Origin of the sequence: Mesorhizobium sp. M1E.F.Ca.ET.063.01.1.1, from assembly GCF_003998155.1 — a bacterium.
Classification (GTDB): Bacteria; Pseudomonadota; Alphaproteobacteria; order Rhizobiales; family Rhizobiaceae; genus Mesorhizobium.
On sequence record NZ_RZSC01000033.1, the window covers coordinates 11,809 to 20,356 of the forward strand.

Here is an 8,548-nt window from a genome sequence, read left to right on the forward strand (position 1 = left end):
CCGGAATTGCCGGCCCAGCTGCGGCCCGAACCGTCGAGCTTGGCGGTGCCGCGCAGCGCAACGCCGATCGCGGCGGCGATCAGCCCGGGCAGCAGCGAGGGCCGCATGTCGGACATGTCGGCGGCGATCGGATTGGCGAGCTTCAGCGCGGTCTGGCCGCCGCCGAACAGCTCGGCGTGTTTGGCCGGGATGAACGACCAGGTGACGGCCTCCATCATGCCGCGCACGGCCAGCGCGCGCTTGGCGGCACGGGTGCGCACCTGCAGCGTGGTCAGGATCTTGCCGTTGACGGCGTCATGCGAGGTCAGCGGCTGGGCCAGGATGTTGTCGACGCCGTGGATGCGCATCACCTCCTCGACCAGATCCGCCTTGCCGTCGATATCCGGCCGCCACGACGGCACCTTCACCTTGACGACATCGCCCGAGCCCTGCGGCTCGAAGCCGAGCCGGGTGAGGATGCCGAGCGCTTCTTCTTTCGGCACCTCGATACCGGTCAGCCGCTTCACTTCCGAGATCGGGAAGGACACGATCATCGGCTTGTGCCCGGCATAGCCGGCAACCTCCATTTCCGTCGGCGTGCCGCCGCAGAAATCGAGCACCAGCTTGGTCGCGAGCTCGACGCCCGGCACCATGAATTCGGGGTCGACGCCGCGCTCGAAGCGATAGCGCGCATCGCTGATGATACCGAGCGTGCGGCCGGTGCGTGCCGTGGTGATCGGGTCCCAGAGCGCCGATTCGATCAGCACGTCGGTGGTGTTCTCGTCGCAGCCCGAATGCTCGCCGCCCATGATGCCGGCGATCGATTCGACGCCGTTGTCGTCGGCGATCACGCACATCTCGGGCGTCAGCGTGTATTCGCGGCCATCGAGCGCCAGCACCGTCTCGCCGTCCTTGGCGCGGCGCACCACGAGGTTGCCGGCGACCTTCGCGGCATCGAACACATGCAGCGGCCGGCCCCGGTCGAAGGTGACGTAGTTGGTGATGTCGACCAGCGCGCTGATCGGCCGAAGCCCGATGGCGATCAGCCGCTGCTGCAGCCATTTCGGCGACGGGCCGTTCTTGACGCCCTTCACCAGCCTGAGCGCGAAACCGGGGCAGAGGTCGGGCGCCTCGATCGTGACCTTGACCGGGCACAGGCCTTCGCCGGCATGCGGCATGATCGCGCCGCCAGTGAGTCGGCCGAGCCCGCTCGCCGCGAGGTCGCGCGCGATGCCGTAGACGCTGGTCGCGTCCGGCCGGTTCGGCGTCAGGTTGATCTCGATCACGGGATCGTCGAGATGCGCGTAGGCCGCGAAGCTGGTGCCGACCGGCGCATCCTCGGGTAGGTCGATGATGCCGGTATGCTCGTCCGAAAGCTGCAACTCGCGCTCGGAGCACATCATGCCGTGGCTCTCGACGCCGCGGATCTTGCCGACCGAGAGCGTCACGTCGATGCCGGGAATATAGGTGCCGGGCGCCGCGAAGGCCCCGATTAGGCCCGCGCGGGCGTTCGGCGCGCCGCATACGACTTGAACAGGCGGTTTGCCGTCGCCGGTGTCGACGGTCAGCACGCGCAGGCGATCGGCGTCGGGGTGCTGAACCGCGGTCAACACCCTGGCGATGACGAAGGGCTTCAGGCCCGCCTTGTCGTCGACATGCTCGACTTCGAGGCCGATCGCGGTCAGCCGCGCGACGATCTCGGCAAGCGAGGCGTCGGTCTCGAGATGGTCCTTGAGCCAGGAGAGGGTGAATTTCATGACTGTGTTCCGTCGGGTCTTTGTTCTTCGGGCCTGGGCACGCTGGTCTTCAGATGTCTCGGCAAATCGTCCGGCATGTGCAGGAAGGGCAGTTGCTCGCGCACATGGGCATGCAGCGTCGGCCTGAAATAGGCCGGCATGTCCATGGCGCCGAGCATGAAATAGATCCGGTTGTCGAGCCGCTGGTCGACATAGGCGATCGGTGAGCCGCAGGTGCCGCAGAACGAGCGCTCCACCGGGCCGTTGCAGTAGCTTTTCAGCGCCTTGCCCTCGAGCGCGACCTGGTCGGTCATGAAGCCGACGAAGGCCGACACCGGCGCGCCGCTGGCGCGGCGGCAATCGCTGCAATGGCAATAGCTGATGTGGTGCGGCTCGGCTGACGCCTCGAACCTCACCGCGCCGCAGCGGCAGCCGCCGGTGTGCGGGGCCGTCATGTGGAGAGTCCCCCGAACAGCGTCGGCAGGTCGAGCGGCCTGAAGCCGTAATGCGTGAGCCAGCGCACGTCGGCGTCGAAGAAGGCGCGCAGGTCCGGCATGCCGTATTTCAGCATGGCGATGCGGTCGATGCCCATGCCCCAGGCGAAGCCCTGGTATTCGTCGGGGTCGAGCCCGCCGGAACGCAGCACGTTGGGGTGCACCATGCCGCAGCCCAGGATCTCCATCCAGTCGGAGCCTTCGCCGAAGCGCACTTCGCCGGGCCGCGAGCGGTCGCACTGGATGTCGACCTCAAGGCTGGGTTCGGTGAACGGGAAGAAGGATGGCCGGAAGCGCATTTTCACGCTCGGCACCTCGAAGAAGGCCTTGCAGAACTCCTCCAGCACCCACTTCATGTTGGCGATGTTGGCGGTCTTGTCGATCACCAGCCCCTCGACCTGATGGAACATCGGCGAGTGCGTGGCGTCCGAATCCTGCCGGTAGGTCTTGCCGGGGATGACGATGCGGATCGGCGGCTTCTGCCGCTCCATGGTGCGGATCTGCACCGGCGAGGTGTGCGTGCGCAAAAGCTTGCGTTCGCCCTTCTCGTCCGGCTGGAAGAAGAAGGTGTCGTGCATCTCCCGCGCCGGATGGCCTTCCGGGAAATTCAGCGCGGTGAAGTTGTAGTGGTCGGTTTCGATGTCCGGACCTTCGGCGATCGAGAAGCCGAGATCGCCGAAGATCGCCGCGATCTCGTCTGTCACCTGGCTGATCGGATGGATGCGGCCGCGCTCGGCCGGCGACTGGCGCACCGGCAGCGTCACATCGACCGTCTCGGCGGCAAGCCGGGCGGCGATCGCCACGTCCTTCAGCTCCGCCCTGCGTGCGGTCAGCGCCTCGGTGACGCGGTACTTCAGGCCGTTGATCGCCGGACCCTTCACCTGCCGCTCCTCGGCGCTCATCGCGCCGAGCGTCTTCAGCATTTCGGAGACCGAGCCCTTCTTGCCCAGCGCCGAGACGCGCACCGCCTCGATCGCGGCTTCATCCGAAGCCGCCGCGATGTCGGCTAGAAGGGAAGCTTCAAGGGTTTCAAGATTTCCAGCAGTGGCGTTCACGGCGAAACTCTCTCGATCGGGCAACCACCCAGGTCGGGTGCGTCACCATTTTGGTTACATCAGGCATAAGAAAAACCCGCGCCAGCCGTGCCAGCGCGGGTTCCCCAAATCAGAATTGCGAATGCTTGGGAAGCGCTGGCTTAGGCGACAGCGCTCTCAAAAGCATTCGGTGTGGTGTTCTTCAGATATTCGAGCGCGACCTTGGCCTTGGCGACCAGCGCGGCGAAAGCCTGCGGCTCGTGGATGGCCATGTCCGAAAGGATCTTGCGGTCGATCTCGATGCCGGCCTTGTTGAGGCCGTCGATGAAGCGGCCATAGGTCAGGCCGTGCTCGTGCACCGCCGCGTTGATGCGCTGGATCCACAGCGCGCGGAACGAGCGCTTGCGGTTCTTGCGGTCGCGATAGGCGTACTGCAGCGACTTCTCCACCGCCTGCTTGGCGATGCGGATGGTGTTCTTGCGGCGGCCGTAGAAACCCTTGGCGGCTTTCAGGACCTTCTTGTGCTTGGCGTGGGCGGTAACGCCTCTCTTTACGCGTGCCATGTCATGATCTCCTTAAATGCTATCCAGGCCGAGGGGTTTAGAGGCCGTTCGGCAGAAAATTCTTGATGACCTTCTTGCCGTCCGGTTCAGCCAGAACCATCGTGCCGCGGGCATCGCGAATGAACTTGTTGGAACGCTTGATCATGCCATGGCGCTTGCCGGCGGCAGCCGACAGCACCTTGCCGGTGGCAGTAATCTTGAACCGCTTCTTGGCGGCCGATTTGGTCTTCATCTTGGGCATTTTGCTACTCCGTAATGTGGCGCACCATCGCGCTTCTTTTCTCGCTTCGGGCCGACCAAAGCCCGAAAAGCAAATGAAACCGCCACGGCATGCCCTGCCGGGCGGTTTTCTTTAGACGGCGGTCCTATAGATCAAACGAGGCGCGCGCGCAACACCCGACGCGACGTTCATATGGCGAACGCTTCAGGAGAATTCTCCCAGCGTTTGCGCCGCCCCTCACCTGCCTGCCGGCATCCTCTCCCCGTATAGTGACGGGGAGAGGGGCGCTGTCGTCGCCGTTTTCGCCAATCTCCAGCGTCGCAAGAAAGGTGCTAGGCTGCGGCCAGCCCTTTCTCCCCGTCACTATACGGGGAGAAATGCCCGGCAGGGCAATGAGGGGCAGCGCCGACATCGAAAATGATGTCTCAAATTCAGGTCTGTCGCGATCTTTTTTGCCCGGCTAGCCGAAGGGCGTGCGACGCGAGCCAACCTACGGCAGCCTAAACAGCACCGGCAGCATCCCTGACTGCTGGGCGCCGTCGATCAGCTCGAAGGCCGGCAGCGCCACCAGGAACACCAGCCCGTCGAGCAGCGTGTTCAAGAGCAGGCGCGGCTTGAAGCTGCCGGTGTCGCCTTCCTGGTAGAGCGAAAGCTTGGGAAAGAAGCGCGGCACGCGCGCCAGGTAGGCTTCGTAAGGCGCGCCGAGCGCCTGCTTGAGGAATCTCTCCTCGCGCAGGATGACGATATGGAACGCGCCGGCGCACAGAAGCGCGAAAAGGATGATGCCGGAGAACGAGCCGATCTGCGCGCCGACGCCGGCTGCGGCGACCGTCGAGAACACATAGAGAGGGTTGCGGGTGATCGAATAGGGCCCGCCGGTGACCACCTCGGAAGATTTGCGCCCGCCGATGTAAAGCGTCGACCACAGGCGCCCGACGACGCCGAGGAAGATCAGGAGCACGCCGAACATCTCGATCGACTCGTGCATCGACGTATCCGGCGGAAAGGTCGACTGACCGAACAGCAGCGCCGCGAACAGCACCACGATCAGCACGGCCAGTACCAGCCTGCGCATCTGCTGGTAGCCGCCCAGCCCGTCAGGCGGGACGTCGTTCGCGAATTTCACTTCATCGACCATGACGGGAATCCGATCGTCGAGGGGTTTGCCGGCGATCGGGTAGGCGCCCCGCCGATCGTCGGGACGCCGTGCTCCGCAATTCAGGCGGATTTTAGAGCAATTCCAGGAAAAGTGCGTAGCGGTTTTCCGTCCGGAATTGCGCCGGAACAAAGAGATAGAGCGGTTCTGCGTTTCCGTGAAACGATGAACCGCTCGAAAGCACGATGCCGCGAGGGCCGGTCAATTCTGTTTCCCGAAGCGGTGATAGGCGCGGTCGATTTCGGGATCCGCGCCGGCAGGTATCGGAACAAGCAGGAAAGGCGCAGGCGCCCGCTCGTCAGCGGGGCGCCAGCACCATCATCATCTGGCGGCCTTCGAGCTTGGGCTCCGCCTCGACCTTGGCGATCGGCGCCACTTCCTCGCGGACCTTGTTCAGAAGCTGCATGCCGAGCTCCATATGCGCCATCTCGCGGCCGCGGAAGCGCAGCGTCAGCTTGACCTTGTCGCCCTCTTCGAAGAAGCGCCGCACGGCCTTCATCTTGGTCTCGTAGTCATGGCTGTCGATGTTCGGGCGCATCTTGATCTCCTTGATCTCGATGACCTTCTGGTTCTTGCGCGCTTCGGCCGCCTTCTTCTGGTTGGCGTATTTCAGCTTGCCGAGATCGAGGATTTTTACAACGGGCGGCTGCGCGTTTGGCGATATTTCGACGAGATCAAGCCCGGCCTCTTCGGCCAGGAGCAGCGCGTCATTGATGGAAACGTCGCCACGGTTGTTGCCTTCTGCGTCGATAAGCTGGACCCGGGGCACCCGGATGTCTCTATTGGAGCGCGGACCGTCCTTGGTGGGTGCCGCTGCTTTGAAAGGTCTGCGAATGGTCGTGGTCTCCTCGGCCGTTTCGTTCAGGGTTTCTTTAGATTCAACTATGTGGACGCGCTATGTGGTGAGCGCGCGGCCGGAGTCAATAGCACAGCCTTGTCAGGAAATCACCTCAAAGCTTGGCATTCCCTGCACCAAGCGAAGAAACGGCGCGAGCACTTTTCGGCGAACCACCGGTTGTGCCAAAAGACCGGCCGGGAAGGACAAGGTCATGAACGCCAGCACACCAGTTTTCATCGACGTCGCGGGCTCGAATATCGCCGTCAGGCAGGCGCCGGGTGCCGTGCCCGGCATCGTCTGGCTGGGCGGCTACAAGTCCGACATGCTGGGCACCAAAGCCGAAGCACTGTCGGCCTGGACGGCCCGCGAAGGCCGCGCCTATCTGCGCCACGACTATTCCGGCCACGGCGAATCCGGCGGCGATTTTGTCGACGGCACGATCTCGAAATGGCTGGCCGAGAGCCTCGCCGTCTTCCGCCGCTTCAGCAAAGGCAAGCAGATTCTGGTCGGCTCCTCGATGGGGGCTTGGATTGCGCTGCGCATGATTCAGGAACTGCGCAAGACGGGCGAGGATCGCGTGGCCGGCCTCGTGCTGCTTGCGCCGGCGCCGGACTTCACGATCGAGCTGATCGAACCGGTGCTGACCAAGGCGCAGAAGCGCGATCTTTCGAAAAAGGGATTTTTCGCCGAACCGTCCGACTATTCGGACGAGCCCTATATCTACACGCGCGCGCTGATCGAGGACGGCCGGGCGAACCGGGTGATGACCGGGCCGATCGACACCCACTGCCCCGTCCATATCCTGCAAGGCCTGGCCGATCCCGATGTGCCGTCCGGCCATGCACTGAAGCTCGCGGCGCTGCTGCCGGCCGACGACGTCACGCTGTCGCTGATCCCCGATGGCGACCATCGCCTGTCCCGCCCCGAGGATCTCGACATGCTCAAGCGCGCCGTCGGCGACATGGCCCGGCGGGTCGCCTGAACCATGCGGATTTCCATCCCGATATCCGCCTTCGTCGCGGCGGTCGTCGGCTTCGGCGGCACGTTGGCGATCGTCATCGCCGCCGCCAAGGCCGTCGGCGCCACCCAGATCGAGACCGCGAGCGGGGTGACGGCGATCTGCCTGGCCATGGCGATCGAATGCCTTTGGCTGTCCTGGCGCACGAAGATGCCGGTCATCACCGCATGGTCGACGCCCGGCCTCGCGCTGGTCGCGGCCTCCAGCGGCTTCACCATGCAGCAAGCGGTCGGCGCCTTCATCGTCACCGGCATCCTTTTGATCGCCACCGCCCTGTTCAAGCCGCTGACCCGGCTGATCGCGCAGATACCGGCCTCGGTCGCATCCGGCATGCTGGCCGGCATCCTGGTCAGCTTCGCCATCAATGCGGTCAAGGCCATTCCCGCCGATCCGTGGCTGATCCTGCCGCTGATCGCCGCCTTCTTCGTCATCCGGCTGTTCAACCCCGCGGTGTCGGTGCTGGTGGTGCTGATCGGCGGCGGCCTCGCAGCCTTCCTCACCGGCCGGGTCGGCGGCCTGCCGACGCCGGAATTGTCGACGCTGACCTTGATCGCGCCGCAGTTCACCGCCTCGGCCATCATCGGCCTGGCCTTGCCGCTCTACCTTGTCACCATGGCCTCGCAGAACCTGTCCGGTCTCGCCGTGCTGAAAGCGGCCGGCTACCATCCGGAGCCCGGCCCGCTGATCGGCGTAACCGGCCTGTTTTCGCTGCTCTCGGCGCCTTTTGGCGCCTCGACCACCAATCTGGCGGCGATCTCGGCGGCGCTCTGCACCGGTCCGGACGTCCATCCCGACCCCGCCGAGCGCTGGAAGACCGTTCTATGCACTCGCCTACCTGATCTTCGCCATCTTCGGCGCGTCGCTGGTGGCGATCTTCGCCGTCCTGCCGCCGAGCCTGATCGTGCTAGTCGCCGGCCTGGCGCTGATGGCGCCTCTCGCCAATGCGCTGTCGATAGCACTTCACGACGCGGCCGAGCGCATGCCGGCCACGGTCACCTTCGCGGTCACCGCCTCGGGGCTCACGCTTTTCGGCGTCGGCGCGGCGTTCTGGGGGCTGGTCGCCGGAATGGTCGTGCTTTTCCTGGAAAAACTCAAAAAGCGATAATCATTTCAGGCTCTTCGCCGGTTTTGGGCTGACTTGCCTTGAATCGCCGATTTCGCCTTCCCATTTCGATTCCACGCAGCCGGTTTGGCTGTCTCCAACGGAAGGATTGGGAGAAAATGAACACAACCGCATTGATCCGTCCGGCCTGGACGCCGGCGACCATCGCGCTGATGGTCATCGGCTTCATGGTGTTCTGGCCGCTCGGCTTCGCCATGCTCGCCTACATCATCTGGGGCGACCGGCTCGATGGCTTCAAGCGCGACGTCAACCGTGCCACCGACGGCATCTTCGCCGGCTGCCGCCGCGGCTCCGACAAGGCTGCCCGCTGGGGCCACGGCTCGTCCCGCACCGGCAACGTCGCCTTCGACGACTGGCGCGAGAAGGAACTCGAGCGCCTCGCCGAGG

9 protein-coding genes and 1 pseudogene are annotated in these 8,548 nt (G+C 64.6%); 3 read left to right on the forward strand and 7 right to left on the reverse strand.

Translation table 11 applies throughout. The features are described 5' to 3' along the window. The 7 genes from pheT to infC all read right to left on the reverse strand — a co-directional run. On the reverse strand, nt 1–1,736 hold a 1,736-nt coding region (pheT, locus tag EOA29_RS05145), incomplete at its 3' end, for a phenylalanine--tRNA ligase subunit beta (protein ID WP_127220366.1). Then, complete coding sequence (locus tag EOA29_RS05150) at nt 1,733–2,170, reverse strand: GFA family protein (protein ID WP_126090877.1); 438 nt, start codon at nt 2,168–2,170, stop codon at nt 1,733–1,735. The genes EOA29_RS05150 and pheT, both read right to left, overlap by 4 nt. Then, the gene (gene pheS / locus EOA29_RS05155) at nt 2,167–3,264 is read right to left on the reverse strand and encodes a phenylalanine--tRNA ligase subunit alpha (protein ID WP_126090876.1); all 1,098 of its coding nucleotides are present in this window, start codon (nt 3,262–3,264) and stop codon (nt 2,167–2,169) included. The genes EOA29_RS05150 and pheS overlap by 4 nt, the downstream gene beginning before the upstream one ends. A gap of 140 nt (nt 3,265–3,404) precedes the next feature. Next, nucleotides 3,405–3,806 (reverse strand): 50S ribosomal protein L20, encoded by a 402-nt coding sequence (gene rplT, locus EOA29_RS05160; RefSeq protein ID WP_071100686.1) that lies wholly within the window; start codon nt 3,804–3,806, stop codon nt 3,405–3,407. A gap of 37 nt (nt 3,807–3,843) precedes the next feature. Next, complete coding sequence (gene rpmI, locus EOA29_RS05165) at nt 3,844–4,047, reverse strand: 50S ribosomal protein L35 (RefSeq protein ID WP_027166935.1); 204 nt, start codon at nt 4,045–4,047, stop codon at nt 3,844–3,846. A 469-nt stretch (nt 4,048–4,516) separates the two neighbouring features. Beyond that, nucleotides 4,517–5,164 (reverse strand): isoprenylcysteine carboxylmethyltransferase family protein, encoded by a 648-nt coding sequence (locus tag EOA29_RS05175; RefSeq protein ID WP_126090875.1) that lies wholly within the window; start codon nt 5,162–5,164, stop codon nt 4,517–4,519. 316 nt (nt 5,165–5,480) lie between these two features. Continuing rightward, the gene (infC, locus tag EOA29_RS05180) at nt 5,481–6,017 is read right to left on the reverse strand and encodes a translation initiation factor IF-3 (RefSeq protein WP_126090874.1); all 537 of its coding nucleotides are present in this window, start codon (nt 6,015–6,017) and stop codon (nt 5,481–5,483) included. Nucleotides 6,018–6,231: 214 nt separating this feature from the next. Between infC and EOA29_RS05185 the strand changes: the two genes are divergently transcribed. From EOA29_RS05185 to EOA29_RS05195, 3 genes and pseudogenes are all read left to right on the forward strand, one after another. Beyond that, nucleotides 6,232–7,002: an alpha/beta hydrolase gene (locus tag EOA29_RS05185; protein ID WP_126090873.1), complete on the forward strand. Its 771-nt coding sequence runs from the start codon at nt 6,232–6,234 to the stop codon at nt 7,000–7,002. A gap of 3 nt (nt 7,003–7,005) precedes the next feature. After that, nucleotides 7,006–8,143: pseudogene (locus EOA29_RS05190) on the forward strand (benzoate/H(+) symporter BenE family transporter). Nucleotides 8,144–8,259: 116 nt separating this feature from the next. Beyond that, a partial coding sequence (locus tag EOA29_RS05195) for a DUF2852 domain-containing protein (protein ID WP_127220364.1) occupies nt 8,260–8,548 on the forward strand: 289 nt, incomplete at its 3' end.

What these genes read in the sequence shown, in the direction of transcription:
- EOA29_RS05150 (WP_126090877.1), bottom strand. Translation starts at nt 2,170, where the DNA reads ATGACGGCCCCGCACACCGGCGGCTGCCGCTGCGGCGCGGTGAGGTTC.
- rplT (WP_071100686.1), bottom strand. Translation starts at nt 3,806, where the DNA reads ATGGCACGCGTAAAGAGAGGCGTTACCGCCCACGCCAAGCACAAGAAG.
- rpmI (WP_027166935.1), bottom strand. Translation starts at nt 4,047, where the DNA reads ATGCCCAAGATGAAGACCAAATCGGCCGCCAAGAAGCGGTTCAAGATT.
- EOA29_RS05175 (WP_126090875.1), bottom strand. Translation starts at nt 5,164, where the DNA reads ATGGTCGATGAAGTGAAATTCGCGAACGACGTCCCGCCTGACGGGCTG.
- EOA29_RS05185 (WP_126090873.1), top strand. Translation starts at nt 6,232, where the DNA reads ATGAACGCCAGCACACCAGTTTTCATCGACGTCGCGGGCTCGAATATC.